This window comes from Solimonas aquatica, assembly GCF_900111015.1.
GTDB classification, from domain to species: domain Bacteria; phylum Pseudomonadota; class Gammaproteobacteria; order Nevskiales; family Nevskiaceae; genus Solimonas; species Solimonas aquatica.
Genome location: NZ_FOFS01000008.1, coordinates 19,357 through 38,455, shown reverse-complemented (window position 1 = coordinate 38,455; position 19,099 = coordinate 19,357). Strand labels below are relative to the sequence as shown.

13 protein-coding genes are annotated in these 19,099 nt (G+C 68.1%); 3 read left to right on the top strand and 10 right to left on the bottom strand.

The features are described 5' to 3' along the window. On the top strand, nt 1-2,411 hold a 2,411-nt coding region (locus tag BMY12_RS10750; RefSeq protein ID WP_177188947.1), incomplete at its 5' end, for a KAP family P-loop NTPase fold protein. Nucleotides 2,412-2,484: 73 nt separating this feature from the next. Here the strand turns inward: BMY12_RS10750 and BMY12_RS20325 are convergent. Beyond that, on the bottom strand, nt 2,485-3,261 hold the full coding sequence (locus BMY12_RS20325; RefSeq protein ID WP_177188946.1) for a hypothetical protein: 777 nt from the start codon (nt 3,259-3,261) through the stop codon (nt 2,485-2,487). Nucleotides 3,262-3,428: 167 nt separating this feature from the next. Between BMY12_RS20325 and BMY12_RS10740 the strand changes: the two genes are divergently transcribed. Together BMY12_RS10740 and fdxA are read left to right on the top strand one after the other, a co-directional pair. Further along, nucleotides 3,429-4,028 carry an NUDIX hydrolase gene (locus BMY12_RS10740; RefSeq protein WP_245732450.1) on the top strand — a complete coding sequence of 200 codons (600 nt, stop codon included), beginning with the start codon at nt 3,429-3,431 and terminating at the stop codon, nt 4,026-4,028. 131 nt (nt 4,029-4,159) lie between these two features. Continuing rightward, the gene (fdxA, locus tag BMY12_RS10735; protein WP_093285776.1) at nt 4,160-4,483 is read left to right on the top strand and encodes a ferredoxin FdxA; all 324 of its coding nucleotides are present in this window, start codon (nt 4,160-4,162) and stop codon (nt 4,481-4,483) included. A gap of 54 nt (nt 4,484-4,537) precedes the next feature. Here fdxA and BMY12_RS10730 read toward each other — a convergent pair whose 3' ends face one another. From BMY12_RS10730 to BMY12_RS10690, 9 genes are all read right to left on the bottom strand, one after another. Then, nucleotides 4,538-7,930: a UvrD-helicase domain-containing protein gene (locus BMY12_RS10730; protein WP_093285774.1), complete on the bottom strand. Its 3,393-nt coding sequence runs from the start codon at nt 7,928-7,930 to the stop codon at nt 4,538-4,540. Continuing rightward, a complete protein-coding gene (locus BMY12_RS10725) occupies nt 7,927-10,632 on the bottom strand; it encodes a PD-(D/E)XK nuclease family protein (RefSeq protein ID WP_093285771.1) in 2,706 nt (901 codons plus the stop codon). The genes BMY12_RS10730 and BMY12_RS10725 overlap by 4 nt, the downstream gene beginning before the upstream one ends. A 76-nt stretch (nt 10,633-10,708) precedes the next feature. Continuing rightward, a complete protein-coding gene (locus BMY12_RS10720; RefSeq protein ID WP_093285768.1) occupies nt 10,709-13,768 on the bottom strand; it encodes a sensor domain-containing protein in 3,060 nt (1,019 codons plus the stop codon). Between the two features lie 56 nt (nt 13,769-13,824). After that, complete coding sequence (locus BMY12_RS10715) at nt 13,825-14,103, bottom strand: DUF3613 domain-containing protein (RefSeq protein WP_093285766.1); 279 nt, start codon at nt 14,101-14,103, stop codon at nt 13,825-13,827. Next, entirely contained in the window at nt 14,100-14,768 is a 669-nt protein-coding gene (locus BMY12_RS10710) for a tetratricopeptide repeat protein (RefSeq protein WP_143068924.1), read from the bottom strand. Before BMY12_RS10710 ends, BMY12_RS10715 begins: the two co-directional genes overlap by 4 nt. Before the next feature lie 5 nt (nt 14,769-14,773). Continuing rightward, nucleotides 14,774-15,706, bottom strand: a complete 933-nt coding sequence (locus BMY12_RS10705; protein WP_093285761.1) for a type II secretion system F family protein — start codon at nt 15,704-15,706, stop codon at nt 14,774-14,776. Continuing rightward, nucleotides 15,703-16,635 (bottom strand): type II secretion system F family protein, encoded by a 933-nt coding sequence (locus BMY12_RS10700; protein WP_093285758.1) that lies wholly within the window; start codon nt 16,633-16,635, stop codon nt 15,703-15,705. Before BMY12_RS10700 ends, BMY12_RS10705 begins: the two co-directional genes overlap by 4 nt. Beyond that, a complete protein-coding gene (locus BMY12_RS10695) occupies nt 16,635-17,855 on the bottom strand; it encodes a TadA family conjugal transfer-associated ATPase (RefSeq protein WP_093285755.1) in 1,221 nt (406 codons plus the stop codon). The genes BMY12_RS10700 and BMY12_RS10695 overlap by 1 nt, the downstream gene beginning before the upstream one ends. 25 nt (nt 17,856-17,880) lie before the next feature. Continuing rightward, entirely contained in the window at nt 17,881-19,071 is a 1,191-nt protein-coding gene (locus BMY12_RS10690) for a CpaE/TadZ family protein (RefSeq protein WP_093285753.1), read from the bottom strand. Nucleotides 19,072-19,099 lie beyond the last annotated feature (28 nt).

The following is a 19,099-nucleotide window of genomic DNA, read 5'->3' as shown; positions in this document are numbered from 1 at the left end:
CCCAGGCCAGCGGCACCAGCGCCACGCTCACCAGCGTGCACTTCGTCGATGACCAACACGGCTGGGCCGTCGGAAACGGCGGCACCATCCTCGCCACCGCCGACGGCGGCCTGTCCTGGAAGCGTGTTCGGCTGCTGAAACATACACTGAGCCCGGCACCGTGGTTCTGGCTACTCAGCCTGGCAATTGTGATTCTGGCTTTGGCAATCGCGGGCAAGCCGCCTGAACGCGACGCGCTGCAACAGATCGGCAGCAGTGACAAACCCCGCGCCGGGCTCGCCGATGATCGCCTGCAGACTGCACCGAGAGTGCTGGCGCTCTCGCGCCTGCTACGCAACCGGGGCACTTCGCCACCGCTGGTGATTGCCATCGATGGCGAATGGGGAACCGGCAAGAGCACCTTGATGCGGATGCTGGAAACCGATCTGCGCTGCTACGGCGCGCGCTGTGCTTGGTTTAATGCCTGGCACCATCAGAACGACGAGCACCTGTTGGCCGCACTGCTGGACACGCTGCGCCGCGAGATTACGCCCAGAACACCTGTTTATTGGCTCAAGCTTTTTGCGCTGCGTCTGCGCCGCTATCGCTGGCGCGCGATGCCCAGCCTGTTGGCGCTGGCGCTGCTCGCCGGCTTCTGGGCACAGTTGCTGAGCGCCGATCGGAGTGCGAGCGCCAGCCGCCTGGAAGGGCTGGCCGATGCCGCCGCTTGCCTGACAGTTGGCACAGCCTGCGCGACCGTAGCGGCGCCGGAAAGTACGTCCACAACACATCTGAACCTGCGCCGACGCGTCGCGCAGATCAGCCGGACACACGAACGCAGCGTCCTGTATCTGGCCCTGCTGCTCTCGGCGCTGCCGGCGCTCTGGGGCTTGCTGGGCACCTTGTCACCCTTTCCCAATCCCGCAGTGCTGAAAGCGGCAGCGGGGATGATGAAGATGCGCGCAGCGGAGAAGGAAACCAGTTACCGCTATCGCTTCGCCGGCGATTTTCGCGATGTGACCACCGCCCTGCTGCCCTACCGCCTGTATCTGTTCATTGATGATCTGGATCGCTGCGATTCGAAAAGCACGGCCAGCCTGCTCGAAGCAGTCAACTTTCTCTGTGAATCGGGCGAAGTGGTGGTGGTGCTGGGCATTGCCCGCGAAACCGTGGAGTGCAATCTGGGCTTGGCTTACAGCGAACTGGCTGCTGAGATGGCACGCGACGGAGAGACGCCACAGAAACGCCGCGATTTTGCCGAGCGCTTCCTGCGCAAACTGGTCAACCTGCGGGTCCAGGTTCCCGAGCTGGACAGCCGAGGCACGGCGGCGATGCTCACCGAGCAGAGGCCAGCACGGACAGAGTATGAATGGCGGCTTGTGCCCGGATACCTGCGCTGGTTGGACCGCATGTTGCTTCCAGCGCTTGGCTTGTTCTTTGTGCTGATTTTTATGGCCTGCGCGGGGACGCTGGGCTTTTATCTGGGACAAGGCGAGCGGACACCACAGACCAGAAGCCCGGACTTCGCGGTGCAGACGCCGACCAGCAGTGGAGCCGCAGCGAACTCGGCCGCACCGGCGACAGCGAGGCCCGAAGCCACCCAGAAAAACGACCAGCCACCACCCGGCACCAGCTACTTGGAGCCCGGCGATCCCGGCCATGTCCCCGCAGCCGTGTGGATGCTGCTGGGGGCACTGGGCTTGGTCTTGGGTCTGCGCCTGATCTGGACTTGGCGGACGCGTTTCAATTCCAGCGACCCCCGCGACCTGCACTGGAGCCTGGAGGCCTGGTCGCCGCTGCTGCGCCTGACGCAAACCTCGCCTCGCGAGATTCGTCGTTTTCAGAACCGCCTGCGGCATCTGGTGGCCACGCTGAATGCGCCCGAGCAGATTCCCGCTTTACCGGAATCACCCGGCCCCTTTGTGGAAGCGTGGTATCGCCGCGTGCTGAACGAACAGGAAGCGGCACAGCTGCGCGGTGAAGTTGACGGAATGCCTGGCAGCCTGATCACCGCGATGCTGGCGATGTTTGCCGCTGCGCAAACTCATGCTGTTTGGCCTGCGGTGTTGGCAGCCTCACTGCAATGGCTCACCGGAGAACCGAAGCTTGCGGAAATTGCCGACGAGCCACTAAGCGAGCAGAAAAGGCGAGAGTTTCACTACGCAGCTGTGCGCCTGGATCTCGAAAGACTGCAGTGGAACGAACCCATTCCAACCAAGCCTGAAGACCGCAGCCAGGTCCTGCAGCGCTACGCGGACGCACTTTTCGATGCCGTGCAGGAACATCAACAGAAAGCGGGTGAAAGCAATCTTGAGCGCTTCTCTCTGAACCGCCTGACAGGTGCTGGACCAGGTTTTGGCGGCAACCCCTGGGAAAAGCTGCTCAAGCAATACGAGTTGCTTTACGGCAAACCACGTTTACGCAAAGCCTGAAATTCAGCAGCTGCTCTTTCTACACTCACAAAAAGAGCGGCCCGCAGGCCGCTTTCTTGTTTCACGCAGTGGCTTACAGCTTGAAATCCATCCGCAGGCCCGCCTGGAAGCCGTACACGCGCGCCTGGCTGCCGGCGTAGTACACGGTGCCGCCGCCGCCGACGCGGATGGCCGGAATGTAGCCGCCTTCGTTGATGTACACCGGCACTTCCATGTTGAAGCCGAAGCTGGCGGCGTCGAACTTAGCCTTGCCGCTGCTGTTCTTCAGCTCCACATGCGCGTAACCCACGGGCGCCGAGATTTCGACGAGGTCGAAGAACACGCCGGTGGGGACCACGTACAGGCCGTACATCGACTGGGTGTCGGCATCGTTGCCGCTGCCCTTGATGCCGTACTGCGCTTCCACGCCAATCGCCGGCAGCAGGCGCGCGCCGAAACGCAGGCGATAGAAATTGGAGTCTACGGTCTCGCCGCCCAGCGCGGTCTTCAGCGAATCCTTGGACAGCGAGGCGGTGACGAAGGCGTAGTCCACGCCGCCGTACAGCTGCAGCGGCTCGGTGCCGCCGGCGGCGGCCTCGCCGGAATCGGCAGCCACTGTCGGCGGCTCGCCACTGTCGGCGGCCGGCGCAGCCTCGGTGCTCGGGCTGCCGGCATCGGCAGCGGCCGCGGCCTCCGGCGCCGCAGCTTCGGCGGGCGCCGTCTCAGCGCTTTCGCCCGCCGGCGCTTCGGCAGCAGCTGCCTCGGCAGCAGGCGCTTCAGCTGCCGGCGCGGCAGCGTCCTGCGCCTGCGCGCCTGCGGCCAGAAGCAGACCCAGCAGGCCGGCGCAGCTGACAAAACGGTTTGAACTCATCACAAATCCCCCCGGAAGCGGCGCCCTGAGCGGGGCCTGTGTTTTGATGGAAGTGGTGGCATGTTCTCCGATTTTTTTCCGCAGTTCCACCGCCTTGGCGCCAGTCTTCCTCTGCCTTGCAGCCAGCGGCGCCGGAGCGTGCGCCGCAACTTGTTAGACTCCCGGCCATGTATCCCGAAATCCTGCATTGCAATGCCTGCGGTCAGCGCGTGGAGTTCCGCACCCCGGACGGCGATCATCTGCCGCGCCACGTCTGCCCCGCCTGCGGCCATATCCAGTACCGCAATCCCAAGGTCATCGTCGGCGTGATTCCCGAGGCCAGCGACGGCCGCATCCTGCTCTGCCGGCGCAACATCGAACCGCGCCTGGGCCTGTGGACCTTCCCGGCCGGCTTCATGGAGATGGGCGAGACCAGCGGCCAGGGCGCGGCGCGCGAGGCGCTCGAAGAGTCGCAGGCCGACGTGGAAGTGGACGAGCTGCTGATGATGATCAACGTCCCCTATGTGAGCCAGATTTACCTCATCCACCGTGGCCGCATGCGCAGCGACCATCACGGCCCCACCTTTGAAAGCTCCGAGACCAAGCTGCTGCGCGAAGAGGAAGTGCCCTGGGACCAGATCGCCTTCCCCACCATCTGGCACAGTCTCAAGCGCTACTTCGAGGACCGCCGCGCCGGGGTCTGGCGCATCCATACCCTGGACCTGGCTTACCGCCCGCGCCCGCCGGAGCGCGCCGAAGTCTCGCGCGGCGAGCCCGAGGGCGGCTGATACCCGGTATACCTTGAGCCAGGACAAAGCCGGCCGATGCGAATCGTATAAACTACGCCGCCTCCGGGCACCGGCCTGCCGCCCCCACGCGCCCCGCCCGAGCCACAAACCCTGGAATTTTCGAGCGCATCATGACTTTTGTCGTCACCGAAAACTGCATCAAGTGCAAGTACACCGACTGCGTGGAAGTGTGCCCGGTCGATTGCTTCCATGAAGGTCCCAACTTCCTGGTCATCGATCCGGAAGAGTGCATCGACTGCACGCTCTGCGAGCCGGAATGTCCGGCCAATGCCATCGTCGCCGAAGACGATCTGCCGGCCGATCAGGCACAGTTCAAGGAACTCAATGCCGAGCTGTCGAAACAATGGCCGGTGATCACCGAGAAGAAAGACATGCTGCCCGGCGCCAAGGACTGGGACGGCCGCCCCGGCAAGCTGGACTATCTGGAACGCTGAAGCAGCGGGCGTTTCGCAGTACCGCAGAAAAGGCCGCGCACTGCGCGGCCTTTTTCATGCGCCCGCATCCAGCTCCTGCCAGCGCGCCTCGCGGTCTTCGATCAGCGGCAGATACAGCGCCGCGCGCACCGGCTCGGCGCCGTATTCACGCAGCAGCCGCGCATAGCCGGCCAGCTGCGCGCGGTAGCGCTCGCGCTCCTGCGCAATGAACTGCGCCAGCTCGCCGCCTTCGTGACGGCTGGTCTTGAAGTCCACCACCCAGCGCTGACCGTGCGCATCGATGAAGCTGCGGTCGATGCGGTACTGGCGCAGCTCACCGTCTTCAACCGTGCTCAGCTGCCATTCGCTGAAAGCCTGGCGATGGCCGGGGTCGAACAGCCAGCGGCCACGCGGATCGGCCAAGAGCTCGCGCAGGGCATTGAGCACCTGCGCACTGGCGGCCGCCGCGCTGGCCGGGGGCAGGCCCAGCCCGGCGAATTCCTGCGGCAGGCTACGGCCCAGGCGCTGCAGATGCAGCGCATCCCAGTTCGCCAGCCCCTGCTGTGCCAGACACTCCACCCAGCGGTGAAACACCGTGCCCACGGCACGCGCGGTTTCACCAGCCCAGTCGAAGCGGGGCTCGCCGCCCTGGCTGGCAAGACGTTCGGGCACCGGCAGGCCGGCGGGCAGCGGCGGCGCCTGCCAGTCCAGGTGCAGGCGCCTGAGCGGCGGCGGCGCGGGGCGATCCTCGCTCGAGGCCGGCGGCTGGGCCTGCGGCGAGGCATCCGGCCGCTGCGCCGCGAACTGCGCGCCCAGCGCCGGCCACAGCCGCGACAGCAGGCTGCTGGGCGCCGGTGCGCGCGCCTGGCCTTCTTCGTCCTGCTCCAGGCCCGCGAGCAAATGCAGCTGGCGCCGCGCACGCGTCGCGGCCACGTACAGCAGACGCGCGTCCTCGATGCGCTGCTTCTCGGCTTCGCGGGCGCGGATGTATTCGTAGATCGGCTCACGCTCCTGCCCGCGCGCCTGCACCGGCGCCAGCAGCAGCTGCTCGCGCGCGGCGCTGATGCGGCGGCTGTAGATGATGCTCGGCCGGCTGTCGCTGCGCGTGGTGCGCGACAGACCCGGCACGATCACCACATCGAACTCCAGGCCCTTGGCCTTGTGCATGGTCATCAGGCTCAAACGCTCATCGGCGCTGGGGTCTGGCGTGGCCTTGAGTTTGTGCAGGGCCAGATCCAGCCGCTCGAAGTCATCCAGCTGCGGCCCCGGCGCCAGCTGCTCCAGGCAGGCGAAGAACTGCTGGGCATCGGCCAGATCGCGCGGCTCGCGCAGCACCGCCGGCCCGCCCAGCGCCAGCCAGGCGCTCTCCACCCAGCGTCGCAGCGGCTTGCGGCCAGCCTGCGCCAGCGTCTCGTCCAGCACCAGCAGGCAGCGCCCGAGGCGCGCGCGCGCTTCCGCGCTCAGCCGCGCCAGGCGCGCTTCTTCCTGCAGGGCCGCACGCAGACTGGCTTGCGGCGGCAGGTCCTCGCACAAGGCCAGCAACTCGGCCAGACGCAGCCCGCAGTAAGGCGCGCGCAGCAGGGCCAGCCAGGCGATGCGATCGGCCGGATGCAGCAGGGCGCGGGTCAGCGCGCGCAGGTCTTCGATCACCGGGCGGCTGGCCAGGCTCTCCAGGTCCACCGCCTGGTAGGCGAGCCCGGCCGCACGCAGCGCCGGCACCAGCTCGTCCAGATGCGTGCGGCTGCGCACCAGCACCGCGATGCTGGCCTGCGCATCGGCCTCACGCTGCGCGCGGATCAGGGCCAGTACGGCACGCGCCTCCTCGCGCGCATCGCCGCCGGGCAAGGCATGCAGATGCACGGCCGCTTCGGGCGCCGCCGCGCGCGTGGCGATGGCGGCGCTGTAGGCCACGGCGCTGCGCTCGCGATCCTCCTGCGCCGGCAAGACCTGCGGGAAGTGCCTGTTGAGCCAGTCCACCACGCCGCCATCCGAGCGGAAGTTGCATTGCAGCTGCAGGGGCTCCAGGTGCAGCGCACCCAGACCCTGACGGCGCACGTCCAGATAAAGCCCCACATCGGCTTCGCGGAAACGGTAGATGCTCTGCATGGGATCGCCGACCACGAACAGGCTGCGGCCATCGTCCGGCTGCCAGCCGGCGGTGAGCCTGAGCAGCAGCTCATACTGCAGGCGCGAGGTGTCCTGGAACTCATCGACCAGCAGATGGCGGATGCGATAGTCCAGGGCCAGGGCCAGCTCGCTGGGCGCGTCTTCCTGACCCAGGGCATGCACGGCCTGCGCCGCGACCTCGGCGAAGTCCACCTCGCCGCGCGCCGCGAAAGCCAGACGCAGCTCGCCGCTGGCCAGACGCAGCAGGTCCAGCAGTGCCTGCAACACCTGCCACTGCGCCTCCTCGTAACACGGCGCCGGCAGGCTGCGCAGCGCCAGCAGCGCCTCCTGCAGACCGTCGATTTCCTGCAGCTGCGCGATCAGCGCCAGGTGCGCATCGCGCGGCGGCTTGCACTCGCGCTTCTCGGCGGCGGTCTTGCCGGCCGGAAAGCCGAGGCGCGCATCGATCTTGTCGCGCCACTTGCCGTCGCGGGTCAGCACCAGATCCTGCAGCGCGCGCCACTGCGCCAGGGTCTCGGCACGCACGCCGGGCCAGATGCCTGTGCGCAGGCTGTGCAGTTCCAGCTGCGGTTCGGCGGCGTAGCGTTGCGAGGAAGCGTAGGCCGCCGATTCCAGCCAGCGCATGCACAGCTCGGCGCCAAGCAGACTCTGCGCGCGCTGCAGGCCGAGCTCGATCACCTCGCGCAGCGCGGCTTCCAGCTCCTCGCGCGCGGCGCGACCGCTTTCGGTGGCGAAGTGCAGCCACTGATCGCGTCGCGCCAGCAGTTCCACCAGCTGCGCTTCCAGGGCGCCGAGCCGGTTGTCGAAATGCGGCAGCACGATGCGCAGCGCCTGCTGGCCCGTGCCTTCGCGGTCCAGATACGAGAGCGTGGCGCGCGCGGCGGCGCGATACAGCGGCTGCGGTTCTTCGGCGATGCGCACGCGTCCGCCAAAGCCGGCGGCCAGCGGCATCTGCTGCGCGATCTGCATGCACAGCGCGTCGATGGTGAGCACACGCAGGCGCTGCGGATTGTTTTCGATGCCCCATTGCCGCTGATGCGAGCGCGCCAGCACCGCCGCCGCCAGCTCGCGCGTGCGCCGCTGATGCGGATTGTCCACCGGCGTCTGCGCCGCGGCGGCGCGGATCGCCTTGAACACGCGGCTGCGCATCTCCGCCGCCGCCTTGCGCGTGAAGGTGATGGCCACCACTTCCTCAGGCTCTTCGACCTGCGCGAGCAAAACCAGCAGGCGCTGGGTGAGCAGCTCGGTCTTGCCGGAGCCTGCCGGAGCCTGGACGATGAAACTGCTGCGCGCATCCAGCGCGCGCTCGCGGGCGGCGGCGTCGGCGATCTGCTGACTCATTCGGCCACCTCCTCGCCTTCGTCCAGCGACACCACATCGCGGATGCGGCACAGCGCGTGCAGGCCGCAGTCGCGGCAGCTGACGCGCGGATGCTTGGGCTGCACCGCCGCCCAGCCGCGCCGGATTTCCTCGGCCAGCGTCTCCAGCTCGCCGCGCCAGCGGCCCAGCAGCGCGCTCCAGCTCTCCGCCTCCTGCGTGCCGGCGTCTTCTTCATAAGCCGCAAAGCCCGGCTGGGATTCATCCGCCGCCAGACCTTCAAAGCCCAGCGCCTCGACATTGAGCCGTGCAAAGCCCAGGGCCTGCACCTGCGGCTCCAGCAAGGCGTACAGCAACAGTTGCGGGTCTTCCGGACGGCCATCGCGCCAGGGCGGCTTGCGCGCCGCACCGGTCTTGTAGTCGAGCACGATGCGGCCGCCTTCGGGCGTGGCATCGATGCGGTCGGGGCGCAGACGCAGCTTCAGGCCCGCGAACTCGCGTACCGGCTCGACCTCGGCTTCGTCCGTGACGGCCTGGTCTTCGATGCGCAGCACGCGAAACGGCGCACGCGCGCGTTCCACTGCCAGCCACTGCGTGATCAGCGCCTGCAGACGTTGCGCCTCCAGCTGCCGCAGCCCGCTGCCCAGGCGCTGCGGCGCGCGCTGTGCCAGCTGCGCCAGCTCCTGATCCACGGCCTGAAAGATCATCGCGCGGCATTGTGATTCGTCGCTGGCCAGCAGGCCCGCCTGATCGCGCCACTGCCGCCACAGACGCTCCAGCACGCGATGCACCAGCTCGCCACGGTCATAAGCCTGCAGGCCGTAGGCCGGGGTCTCCAGCGGCTTGGCGCCCAGCCGGTGCACGGCGTAAGCGCGGAACGGACAGCGCGCCTGATCGCCCAGCACCCGCGCGCCGCCGCGCAGCACCGCCTGCGCACCCGGTGGCGGCGCATGGCTGTCGTCCAGGCTCTCGCTCTGCGCGCTGGCCTGCGAGGCCAGCCAGGCCGGCGGCAGCGCGGCGCTGCGCGCCGGCTGCACCTGATCCAGCCAGGACAGCAGCAAGGGACTCGGCGCCTGCTCGCGGCCTTCGCTGCGCTGCGCGTAGCTCAGCACCAGCACCTCGGCGCTGCGGCACCAGTCGACTAGCTGCGCCTGCGCGTAAGCCAGCTCGCGCGCGGCGCTGGCATGCGGCAGACCGCCGGCGCGCTGCAGCGCATGCGGAATGAAAGGATGCGGCCGTGCCGGTGCCGGCCAGTGTTCATCGTCCAGGCTCAGCACCCGGACCGCGTCGAAGCTCAGGCCCTGCGCTTCGAGCACGCCCAGCACCTGCAGGCGCGAAGCCGGCGACTGCGGCTGGAACACCTCGCGCCCCGCCAGCTCGCGCAGCTGCGCAAGCGCGCTGGCCAGATCGACGCGACCCAGCACCGGATCCAGCGCCGAGAATTCCAGCAGCAGCTCGCGCCAGCGCTGCAGCAGCTGGTATTCCTCGCTGTCCAGCGCGCGTGGCCCTGGCCAGGCGCAGGCTTGCAGCAGCTGCGCGAAACGCTCGCTCCATTCGCCGGCCGGCAGACGTCGCGCGGCACGCAGCGTCGCGGCGGCCTGCGCATAGCCCTGCAGCGGCGCGGGAGCCAGCCTGGCCCAGTCGGCAGCCTCGATGTGCAACCAGCCCTGGCGCCGCAACTCTGCATCCAGCGCCGCGCGGCTCTCGGCATCGGCGGTGCTGCCCCAGTAGGCGGAGGTGAGCAGCGCGCTCAGCGCACCGGCCTCCAGTCCGCCGGCCGCCAGCTGCAGCAGGCGCAGCGCAGTCTGCACCAGACCGTAGGCCGACAGCGGCTGGCCCAGGCTGAGGTTGTAAGGCCGCGGCTGCGCATGCGTGCCCGGTGCGTCCTGCACCGGACAGAGCTGCTCGTCGAACACGCGCTGCAGCTGCGCACGCCGCGCGGACAGGTCCGGCACGATCACCGCGAGCTGTGCCTGCGGCTGGTGCTGCGCCTGCTCGCGCAACCAGATCGCAGCGGCGCGCAGCTCCTGCTCTTCATCGACGGCAGCCTCCACCTGCAGCTGCGCCTGACGCGGTGCGAGCTGCAGCTGCGCCAGCGCCACACCCTGCGCCGCGAGGGTCTGTCGCCATTGCCGCAGACGCGGCGTGAGTTCGGCAAAGCCGGCAAGGATGCATTGCGCGGGCAGCTGCAGCTCGCCGGCCTGCGCGCGCTCCAGCAGCAGCGCGTCGAGCATGGCCTCGTCCACCGCCTGCAGTCGCGTCAGCTGCTGGCGGTAACGCTGCGCCCAGCGATTGAAGTTCTCGATATCGGCATGGCCCTGCGCGGCAAACGGCAGGGTCAGCCGGTACTCCTGCGCCAGCTGCCAGGCCTGCGCGGCGAGTTGCGCCGCCTCATCGCCGCGCAGCAAGGGCAGCGCCGAATGCTCCACGCACTGCCGCCAGAGCAGCGCCGACTGCGCGGTACTGAGCAGACGCGGCAGGGGTTTACCGAAGCGCAGCTGCGCCTCGGCAAGCTGATACCACTGGCGCAGCAGCGCCTCGAAACTGAGGATGGCCGGCGTGGCCCAGACGCGCCGGCCACGCGCCAGCTGCCACTGTCCGTAGTGGCGCTGATACGCGCCCGCCTGACGGCTGCTGGCACAGACCAGCATCGCCGCCGGGCTGGCCTCGAGCTGCGCCCAGGCCTGGTCGGAAGACAGCTGCGGAAGATCGGAAATGGCGCTCATGCCGGCGTGTATTGCGACGGACGCGCAGTATGGCGTGTGCGCAGGCTCAGAAGTGGAGCCCGCGCCGGTGCCTGATTCACAGCGGCTCGATCGGCCTCTGCCGCAGCCACTCCAGCGCCTCCTCGTAGGGCAGCGCCTTCTGCACCGCGTCACCGGCCACGGCCACGGCGCTGCCGCGCCAGCGGCTGAGGACCTGCGTGTCGTCCAGCTGCGTTGCGATCAGGTTCAGCTCGCGGCGACGCGCGGCGGCGCTCAGCGCGGTGATCTGATCCACGCTCTGACACGCCCGGCCCGTCAGCAGCAGCTGCACCGGCATTTCGATCGGCGGCGGCAGCGGCGGACAGGCGTCCGCAAAAGCCAGGCGCACGCCGCTGGCCAGCAGCTCGGCAACGCGCGGATGGCGATGCTGCAGCGCCTTGATGCCCTCGCCGTCCAGTGCCAGCAGCAGCCGCTGCGGCGGCATCGCGTAACGCTGCAGCAGCTCGGCGCTCTGCCGCGCAAAATCGCCGCTGCGCAGCTGCCAGCCGGAAACCTCGATGATCACATCAGGCAGCTGCAGCCCGGCTTCGCGCAGGCCGGCGCAGAAGGTCGCGGCACGGTGCAGCTGCAGCAGCTCCAGCTGTCCGGCGATGCCGGCGCGCTGCGCGAGGCGCATCAGCTCGCCATGGCCCACTTCGCCCAGACGGGCATGCCGCCAGACCAGACGCGCGAACAGGGCGCGCACCGTGCCCTCGTGCAGCGCCGGGCGGAACTGCAGGCTCAGCTCGTCCAGGGCCAGCGCCGCCGACACCTCACGCTGCAGATCGAGCTGACGCTGGCGCGGCACATCGATCTGCGCGAGATAGGCGCACTGCCGCCCGCCGCCGCTCTGCTTGGCCTCACGCAGTGCATGACCGGCATGCAGCAGCAGGCCCTCGGGGCCGGCCTCATCCACCGGATAGACATTGACTCCGATGCTGCAGCGCACATCCAGCTGCTGCTCGTCCACCGCAAAGGGCTGCACGAACGCATCCAACAATTTCTGCGCCACCAGCTGCGCATCCTCGACACTGCGCAAGCCCGGCGCCAGCACCACGAACTCATCCTCGCCGACGCGCGCCACGGTGTCGGAAGGCCGCAGCGTGGCCTGCAGGCGTTCGGCCGCGGCCTTGAGCAGGCGGTCGCCGATCTCGTGACCCAGGCGCTCGTTGACCTCGCGCAACTGATCCAGATCCAGAACCAGCACGCCGAGCATGCGATCCCCGCGCTGCGTGCCCAGCCAGGCCTGTTCGAGACGGTCGAGCAGCATCACGCGATTGGGCAGGCCGGTGAGCGCATCGTGATGCGCCAGATGCCGCAGGCGTTCCTCGGCGGCGAGCCGCTCGCTGATGTCGATGGCGATGGCCATGAACACCGCCGGCTCCTCGTCGCGCGAATAGTTGAGACGGACTTCGACCGGATAACTGCTGCCGTCGGCGCGACGGTTGCGGCAGCGGAACACCACGCTTTCGCGGCTGCCGCTGCCGAGCTGCTGCAGATAGCTGCGGAACACGCTTTCGTCCAGATCCTCGGCCAGATCCAGCAGCGTCATGCGCGCGATCACTTCCGGATGGAAGCCCAGGTTGCGCCGCGCGCTGCGGTTGACTTCCAGCAGCAGCAGCGACTGCGCCTCGAAGATATAGACCTCCTCGACGGCGGCATCGAGCAGGCGCCCGAGGCGCATGGCGATCTTTTCACCGCGCAGGCGTTCGCTGATGTCACGCACCATCAGCACCAGGCTTTCGCCCTGCTCGGTGCGCAGCTGCTGCACCCACAGCTCAATGGGAAAGGTGGTGGCGTCCTTGCGCCAGCCGACAATGCTCGGCAGCTGGTGCTGGCCGCGATCACTGCTGCCCGGCGTCATCACGTAGTCGGTGATGCGCAGGCCCGGCGTATTGAGAAACGGCACCGGCATCAGCTTGGTGACCGTGAAGCCCTGCAGCTCGGCGCGGCTGTAGCCGAACTGCGATTCGGCGCGCGAGTTGGCGAAGCGCACCACACCGGCCGGATCGGTGATCAGCACGCCCTCTTCGAGATGATCGACGATGGCCTGCGACAGCCGCGCCTCGCGCTTGAGATCATCCACCTCGGCCAGATGCGTGCTGACATCGCGCAGCATCATCGCCGCACCGATCACCATGCCGTCGTTGCCGCGCATCAGGCTCGCCATCATCTCGATCGGCTGGCGCCGGCCATCGCGGGCACGCAGCCAGCCGCGCTGCAGCGGCACGTCGATGCCTTTCTGCAGCGCCGTCTCCAGCGCGGTCTGCAGCGGCGCATCGTTTTCGTTGACGGTGTGAAACACCGAATAGATCATGCGTTTGCGCGCCGCCGCCAGCGCCCAGCCGCAAAGCTTCTCGGCGGTGACATTGAGATGGTTGATGCGGCCGTCGCCATCGGCGGTGACCAGCGCGTAATGCACCGAATCCAGCATGGCGCCGGCGCGCTCGCGGAACAGCCCCAGCATCGACAGCAGATCCGGCGGCCGCGCACTGGCCTGCGGCTGCGGATCGGCGCGCTGCACCCAGCTGGGCGCGCCGCGCAACAGCGGCAGCAGCCACCAGTACAGCGGCAGCGTGACCAGGCCCAGCAGCAGGAAGGCATAGCCGGTCCAGCGTAGCTGGGCGACGGCATGCGCCTGCGCACTGTCGATCATGCCGGGAATGAAATCGAAATCGGCGCGCCCCAGATAGCGCTGCTCCGGGCCGTAAACGGCGGCCGTGCCCTGGCTGTTGCTGTATCGGTACAGCAGGTTCTCGAACAGCCGCGCCAGCGGTCCCGACCACTGCCAGCTGTCGTAGGCGCCCAGGGTCAGCAGCGTGCCGCCGTCGCGGTCGCTCAGCCGCAGCCGGCGCAGTCCCTGCTGGTTTGCGGCGAGCTGGAAGAAGGTGCGTGCCGCGCCGCGCAGGCCTTCCTGATCGTAGGGGGCCGCCAGGGCGGTGGACAGGGTCTGCGCCGCGCGCGACAGCTGCGCGCGACCGATCTCAGCCTGCAGCCGGTGTGCGCCGCCGATGGCGCCGAGCCCCAGCAGCATCAGCAGAACGACAGGCAGCAGCAAGAGCACGCGCTGCAGGCGCGTGCGCAACAGCTCGGGGCGCCTCGAATCCGGAGCGGGCATGAACGGTGATCACGTCGGGCGCGGACCCTCCCCGGGTCCGTCGCAGGCTGCGCAGCTTACTGTGAACCGCCCCGGCCGACGAATGACTGCCGTTCCATCTGTTCCGGAATGGCAGCCTTGAAGCTGTTCACGTAGCGCTGGTACACCTGCGCCGCCACCTCGCCCGGCACCGGACGCAGCTCGGTCTGCGCCTGCGTGCCGTGGGTCTGCAGCTCGAGCCAGCCGCGCACACCCTGTCCCACCTCGGCGGTGGTCTCGACCGTGCTCGGCGCCGCCTCCTGGGCCATCGCCGCGCCGGCCGCCACGGCCAGCAACACTCCGATCAGTCTCTTCATTGCCGCACTCCTGTGCCCGCGCTGCGGGCCTGCATGGCCTGCGCCTGCGCGCGCAGACGTGAAACGGTATCGGCCGGCACCGCGGCGTCGGCGATGATCTTCTGCGCGCCCTTCTCGTCGCGGCGCAGGAACATCAGCAGCAGCAGATTGTTGCGCGGCTGGTCGTCATTGGGATCGAGCTCGGCGGCGGTGGCCAGTTCCGGCAGCGCCTCGTTGTAGCGGGCCTGGCGCAGCAGGGCGTAGCCGAGGTCGTTGCGGGTGTCGGCGTCGGTGGGCGCGCGCCTGGCGGCCTCGCGCAGATAGCCGATCGCGGTATTCATGTTGCGCGGCGCGTACAGCAGGCCCAGGCCGTGGTAGGCACCACCGCTCTGCGGTCCGTTGAGCAGACCGCGATAAAGGGTTTCGGCGGCCTCGAACTGCCCCAGATTGCGCCGCACCTCGGCCTCCAGGTAGCGCAGCTGATCGTTGTTGCCCTCGCGCTGCTGCTGCTGGATGTGCGCCAGCGCCGCGTAATACTGGCCGCTGTCGATCATGCGCTTGATCAGATCGGTGTAGACCGCCGTGTCGCTGGCGGGCGAAGCAGCATGCTCCGCCGGCGACTGGCCCAGCAGCGAGCAGGCACCCAGCAGCAGCGCGGCACCGATCGTGACCAGACGATGCAGCATGCCCATCAGATCTTGCCCAGGGTGACGACGATGGCCAGGAAGGCCGGACCGGCGACGAAGATCATCAGCGCCGGGAAGAAGAACATCACCATCACCAGGGTCATGCGTCCCGACATCAGGTTGACGCGCTCGCGCAGCTCGTAGCCGCGCTGCTCCTCGATGTTCTTCAGCGTCTCCAGCAGCGGCTCGCGCAGCTCGCCACCATAGCGGTCCACCTGCCGCAGGATGCCCAGCACCGTGGCCAGATCGTCCACCGGCAGCACATCGGCCATCAGGCGCAGCGTCTCGCTCAGTTCGGCGCCGGCTTCCACCTGCCGCACCGCGCCGTCGAACTCGTGGCCCAGCTCCGGCAGCACGCCGGCACCCTCCCGCACGATGCTCGACAGTGCCTGACGGGTGGCCAGGCCGGCCTCGAACATCAGCACCAGCAGATGAATCAGCAGCGGCACCTCGCCGCGGATGCGCTCCAGACGTGCCGCCGCCAGGCGCCGCAGCGTCCAGCGCGGTGCCAGGAAGCTCAGGATCGCCGCCATGAGCGCGGCCATCACGCCCAGCAACATGCGGTTTTCGACTTCGGCAAACGTCCAGAACGCCAGCACACCGCCGAACAGCAGCACCGGCAGCGCCGCCTGGAACACATACCAGCCGACACGCGCCTGCGCGGTGCGCCAGCCGGCCTGCACCAGCAGTCGCCCGCTCTCGCCTTCGGTATCGACCATCCGCTCGATGGCCTTGCCGCTGCGCGCCAGGCTGTCGACCAGCGGCGTGGCGTCGGCGCTGTCGAAATCGCGCCCCGTTTCCGTGGTCTCGGTGGCCAGACGCCGGCGCAGGCGGTTTTCGTGGCGCATGCGCAGCAGCAGCCAGCTCAGGGCGGCAAAGGCGCCGATGCCGACCAGAATCGCGGCCGCGACCAGGGCTGCAAACAGATTTGGATTCATGAATCACCACCCGCGCCGCGCATCATGCGCCAGATCAGCAGCATGCCCAGCACCTGCAGCACCAGCGAGCCGCCGAGCAGAATCTTGCCGGACAGCTGCTGCCACATCTGCGTGTAGTAATCAGGGTTCTGCCAGACGATGTAAATCATGATGACGATCGGAATCACCGACAGCACCATCGCCGAAAAACGCGTTTCGGCGGTGAGCGCGCGCAGTTCGCGCTGCGCATTGTCGCGCGCCCGCACCGCCTGGATCAGGCTGCGCAGCACGCTGCGCAGGCTGCCGCCGTACTTGCGGTTGATGGACGCCGCCATCGCCAGGATTTTCAGATCGCGCAGCTCGTTGATCTCGGCCTGCTCGTGCAGCACCGTTTCAATCGGCGCGCCCAGGCGCACCTGCCGTCCGACGCTGACGAACAGCGGACGGATCGGATCGGGCGCCTCGCGTACCGAGGAGCTGATCGCCTCCTCCAGGGTGTTGCCGGCCGCCAGCACCCGGCTGACGCTCTCCAGAAAGGCGGGGAACTGCTCGATGATGCGCCGCCGCCGGCGCCCGGCCTGACGCAGCAGCAGCAGCCAGCCCAGACCCAGACCGCCGACAAACACCAGCAGGCCCAGCGCCACCCCCAGCACCAGCAGCAACAGCGGCAGCAGCAGCAGGATGCCGAGCAGCAGGCGCAGCACCGTCTGCGGGCTGTACTCCACACCCGTGCGCCAGACCACATGGCAGAAGAAACGCAGCAGCGGGTTGTGCACCTGCTGCGCGCTGCTGAGCTGCGCGGCCACCGTCGCCGCGTCCTCGGCATTGCCCAGCACGCGCAGGCGCAGGTTCACGTCTTCCTGGCGCTGGCGGTCCGTGGCGCGCAGCGCCAGCAGCACGGCCACCCCCGCCATCATCAGCGTCAGCGCCAGTACGATCAGCAATAGCATCAGGGCTCTCCCCGCAGGTCCAGGTGCTGATGATGTTCGGCGTCATAGCGGAACACCGGGAACAGCACCAGCTGCCCATTTTCCAGACCGCGCACCTCCATGATCGAGGTGATGCGACGTTCGCCGCCCTTCAGGCGACTAACGTGCACGATGAGCTGGATGGCCGCTGCCACCTGTCCCAGAAACGTCTGCGCATTGCCGTTGTAGCCGGCGAAGCCGGCGAGCAGCTCCAGACGCTGCACGGCGTCGTGCGGCGAGTTGGCATGCAGCGTGGTCATCGAACCATCGTGACCGGTGTTCATGGCCTGCAGCATGTCCAGCACTTCGTCGCCGCGCACCTCGCCGACCACGATGCGGTCGGGTCGCATGCGCAGGGCGTTGCGCACCAGATCGCGGGCGGTGATGGCATGCTGTCCCTCCAGGTTCGGCGGGCGCGACTCCAGACGCACCACATGTTCGTGCTCCAGGCGCAGCTCCGCGGCGTCTTCCACGGTGACCACGCGCTCGCCGGGCGGAATCCACAGCGACAGCAGGTTGAGCATGGTGGTCTTGCCGGAGCCGGTGCCGCCGGTGACCAGCATATTGGTGCGCTGCTCGACGCGCTGGCGCAGGTAATCGAGTTCCGCCGGACTGAGGGTGCCGTAGCGCAGCAGATCGTCCGCCGACATCGGCTTCTTGCGGAACTTGCGGATCGAGATGCAGGGCCCGTCGAGCGCGATCGGCGGAATGATGGCATTGACGCGCGAGCCATCCGGCAGGCGCGCATCGACCATCGGCGTGGATTCATCGACGCGCCGTCCGATCGGCGCCAGGATGCGCTGGATGACGCGGATCACGTGGGCATTGTTGAAGAAGCGCAGCGGCACGTTGTAGAGCCGGCCGGCGCGCTCCACGAACACCTTGTTGGGCCCGTTGACCACGATGTCGCTGACGGTGTCGTCGTCGATCAGGCCCTGGATGGGCCCGAAGCCCATCAACTCATCCTTGGCGTCGCGGGCCAGCGCTTCGGACTCGCGCTGATTGATCGGCAGGCGCTGATCCACCACGTAGCGGCGGATCTGTTCGAGCACGAAACGCTCGACCTTCTCGGCGTCCCAGGTTTCGATGTCCAGGTCACGCTCGTCGATCTGCTGAATCAGATGACGATGAAAATTGTTCTTCAGCTGCAGGTACTGGTCCGACAGCCGGAAGCGGGCGATTTGCGGATCCGGCACGCTCATGAGGTGATCCGTTCCTGCGCCGGGGTCAACTGAACAGGCGGCTCAGCGCAGTGCCGCGCGGGGCCTCGACCTTGCCCTGTCCAGCCAGCAGCGCCGCAGCCAGGGCGCGCACGTCCACACAGAAGGGATCCTTGGGAGAGACCGTGAGCATCGGCTCGCCGGCATTCATCGACTGGATGCGGCCCTGGTTGAGGCTCGCGGTCAGCCGGCCGTAGAGCGGCAGATCGAGAATCTCGGCCAGGTTTTCCGGCTCCAGGCCGACGCGCCGGCGGTAGAAGTCCACCAGCAGCGCCGTGCGCTCCAGCGGGCAGTCTTCCAGACGCATGGCGCGCAGCAGGTACTTGCAGTGACGCGACTTGAGAATCGACTGGTCGGACAGCAGCAGCGCGCGATCGGCCTGCGCCAGCATGCCGCCGATGTCGGCCACCGGCTGATGGCCGTCGAACGCCAGCACCACGCAGGCGAACAGGCCGCGCACCACTTCCAGCAGCTTGAGGAAATCGTCGAAATTGAAATGCGGGCGGCCGATCAGATCCTCGGGCAGGCTCAGCAGATACAGGCCGCTGGGATGGCGCGAGAAGGCGGTGTCGATCAGCGTCTGGTCGCAGCGATAGACGTCGTTGACGGCGTCGATCACGGTGTACGACTGGCTGATGTTGAGAAACACCGCACTGGCGCCGGCCGGGGTGGCGATGTCGATCAGCAGCGTGTGCGAACCCTTGGGCAGTGCGTCCTGGCAGGCCAGCGCGACGTGCTCGGCGACGAAGGCGATGGCCTCGGTGGGCTGGCTGGAAAAGATGGCGAACAGCTGCCCCTGCTTCTGCGGCACGCGCACCGCCGACTGCGTGCGGCGCAGCAGCTTGGACAGCAGCGCCACCACATCGGCCTCGTCGCGACGCAGCACGAAGAAGTCACGGGCGCCGGCACGCATGGCGGCCAGCACGATGTCGGGATTGCTGTCGGCGCCCAGGCCGGCCACCGCGATATCCGGCTGGCGTTCGACCAGGCGCTCCATCATCGCCAGACGGGTTTCCAGATTGCCCCGGTCGAACTGGAAGAACACCACGTCGACCCGGCCCAGGGTCAAGACGCGATCCAGCAGATCCTCGGCGTCCAGCGGTCGCACCAGGGCGAACTCGGTGCTGGTGCCCGCGGCATTCTCCAGCCAGCTCAAGTACACCGGATCATCAGCGACCACCACCGCCTGGGATTTCATGGCTACCGTTTTTTTTGTGAATGAACGA

Bases quoted from the DNA above. Each gene is read 5' to 3' on its own strand.
- BMY12_RS10690 (WP_093285753.1), bottom strand. From the start codon at position 19,071: ATGAAATCCCAGGCGGTGGTGGTCGCTGATGATCCGGTGTACTTGAGC.
- BMY12_RS10740 (WP_245732450.1), top strand. From the start codon at position 3,429: ATGTATCCCGAAATCCTGCATTGCAATGCCTGCGGTCAGCGCGTGGAG.
- BMY12_RS10725 (WP_093285771.1), bottom strand. From the start codon at position 10,632: ATGAGCGCCATTTCCGATCTTCCGCAGCTGTCTTCCGACCAGGCCTGG.
- BMY12_RS10695 (WP_093285755.1), bottom strand. From the start codon at position 17,855: ATGAGCGTGCCGGATCCGCAAATCGCCCGCTTCCGGCTGTCGGACCAG.
- BMY12_RS10720 (WP_093285768.1), bottom strand. From the start codon at position 13,768: ATGCCCGCTCCGGATTCGAGGCGCCCCGAGCTGTTGCGCACGCGCCTG.
- fdxA (WP_093285776.1), top strand. From the start codon at position 4,160: ATGACTTTTGTCGTCACCGAAAACTGCATCAAGTGCAAGTACACCGAC.
- BMY12_RS10705 (WP_093285761.1), bottom strand. From the start codon at position 15,706: ATGAATCCAAATCTGTTTGCAGCCCTGGTCGCGGCCGCGATTCTGGTC.
- BMY12_RS10730 (WP_093285774.1), bottom strand. From the start codon at position 7,930: ATGAGTCAGCAGATCGCCGACGCCGCCGCCCGCGAGCGCGCGCTGGAT.
- BMY12_RS10710 (WP_143068924.1), bottom strand. From the start codon at position 14,768: ATGCTGCATCGTCTGGTCACGATCGGTGCCGCGCTGCTGCTGGGTGCC.
- BMY12_RS10715 (WP_093285766.1), bottom strand. From the start codon at position 14,103: ATGAAGAGACTGATCGGAGTGTTGCTGGCCGTGGCGGCCGGCGCGGCG.
- BMY12_RS20325 (WP_177188946.1), bottom strand. From the start codon at position 3,261: ATGAGTTCAAACCGTTTTGTCAGCTGCGCCGGCCTGCTGGGTCTGCTT.
- BMY12_RS10700 (WP_093285758.1), bottom strand. From the start codon at position 16,635: ATGCTATTGCTGATCGTACTGGCGCTGACGCTGATGATGGCGGGGGTG.